Annotated in this window: 2 protein-coding genes and 1 riboswitch; both genes read left to right on the top strand. The window is 28.9% G+C overall.

Translation table 11 applies throughout. The annotated features are described in order from the left end of the window. Positions 1-39 precede the first annotated feature (39 nt). Positions 40-141, bottom strand: a riboswitch (purine riboswitch). A 442-nt stretch (positions 142-583) separates the two neighbouring features. Further along, the gene (locus VK071_11565; protein HLR35948.1) at positions 584-1093 is read left to right on the top strand and encodes a hypothetical protein; all 510 of its coding nucleotides are present in this window, start codon (positions 584-586) and stop codon (positions 1091-1093) included. A gap of 98 nt (positions 1094-1191) precedes the next feature. After that, positions 1192-2080, top strand: an 889-nt coding sequence (locus VK071_11560) for a carbon starvation CstA family protein (GenBank protein HLR35947.1), incomplete at its 3' end; no start/stop codon positions are given.

Here is a 2080-nt window from a genome sequence, read left to right as displayed (position 1 = left end):
TGTACCGCTTGGACCAGACAAGATAATAATCTTCGGAACCCTAGGTACACTTTCACTCATAGTTAAATGATTTATGGTCATTTAGTAGAAACTTCTCAACCTTATTTTGAGAACTATATGAGTTTTTATTCTTATTTCTATCTTTATAGTACCAATAATTTATTTTAATGTCAATGAAATATTGCTTTTTATTTTCATTGTTTATTACGGGGTAAACAACGAACAGTTAATGTAGTATAATGTTTATAAATATTTATGTTAAAAGCCTATAATTTCACAGACATCGACAAAAGACGTGATTATCTTGAACTTTGGCATGTTTTAGATATAATATTGTGATATAATATAAAGTAAGAAATAAATATAAAATATAATATTAAATAAATTCCAATCTAATACAATAAAAAATAATAAATATTCACTCAATGGACAAGTCACTATATCAAATATATTAATGCCAATTATTTACTATTCAAAAGTAAAATTCTTATTAATATTTAGTAAAATACATATTTAAAGGGGGCATGGAAAGTAGCAGCCTCTTTAACAACTAGCTATAGTCTATGACTGCTACTCATTACTTATGAACTATTCCCATTACATATCTATTTTAAAAGTAAAATTAAAAGATTATTTTGATGTCTACGAAAACTATGAAATGGACAACTATATCCTACCCTTAGTAGCAAAATCCGTTATACGAAATGAAAGATATGCTTTTAGTAAAAAATTTGTTTTAGATGCCTATGAAAACTTTGAATACTCTTTTATTTATTGCAGTGAAGCAAACGTTAACAATATAAAAATATTAGATTTTATCAATTTATTAAAATCTAATATTGATAAAATAGTAGATCCTAATGAAGAACATATGTCTAGTTCCATTAACGGTATTTACATAAGTAATACAGGCTTTAGTCAAGAGGCAATTAGGGTAGTAGAAAAATTTAAATTTCGTAAAAGTTTCTTTTTTGGACTTAGAGGTTGGTGTGACATATCCCTTGTTTTAGTAGACTTAAGTAAAAAAGAAGTGTATACAAATAAACAGGGAAAAAACTTAAAGGATTTCTATAAATCAATTCTAAAAAGTTAAATCCCTTTCTATCAACTAGGAGATAAGTAATTAATTGGACAAAAACAAAATATTTTACAATATATTTTGTTTAAATAAAAATAGGAAGGAGAATATTTATGAATTCTATTTGGCTTATCCTTGTTGGCATTGTGTTATTTATTATTGCCTACAGAACCTATGGTTCCTATCTTTCTAAAGAATTGGGGGTAGACGATAATAGAAAAACTCCTGCTCACACTAAAAGAGATGGAGTTGACTATGTACCTGCTAAGGCTCCAGTAGTACTAGGACACCATTTTTCATCTATAGCAGGGGCTGGTCCAATTGTAGGTCCTATATCTGCAGCAGTTTTTGGTTGGCTACCAGTTATGCTTTGGATTATAATTGGTGGAATATTTTTTGGTGGAGTCCACGATTATGGTTCTTTATTCGCATCTATTAGGCATGATGGTAATTCTATAGGAGAAATAATAGGAGATAATGTAGGAAAAAAAGGTAAGAAATTATTTTCTATTTTCTCTTGGCTTACACTTTTACTAATTATTGCAGCTTTCACTAATATTACTGCTAATACCTTTGTAGAGGTTCCATCAGCAGCAACTTCCTCTTTATTGTTTATAGTTTTAGCAGTAATATTTGGAATTTTAATTTATAGGAAGAATCTTCCCTTAGCATCTACTACAATAATAGGTGTAATACTATTATTTATATCCATATGGATTGGGATGAGATTTCCATTATCCCTTTCAAAAGGAGCTTGGATATTCATATTATTAGGCTATATTTTTATTGCTAGTATTGCTCCTGTTTGGTTATTATTACAACCAAGGGATTACTTATGTTCTTTCTTGCTATATGCTCTAGCTATTGGTGGTATATTAGGAATATTCATCGCTAGACCAAGTTTAGAACTAGAACCTTTTGTAGCTTTTAACCCAGGTAATAATCCTATGTTTCCAATGCTATTTGTTACTGTAGCTTGTGGAGCTATATCTGGTTTTCACT

It is taken from the genome of Tissierellales bacterium, from assembly GCA_035301805.1.
In the GTDB taxonomy this organism is placed as follows: domain Bacteria; phylum Bacillota; class Clostridia; order Tissierellales; family DATGTQ01; genus DATGTQ01.
The sequence above is the reverse complement of the archived record's forward strand: the minus strand, read 5'-3'. Positions and strand labels throughout refer to the sequence as shown.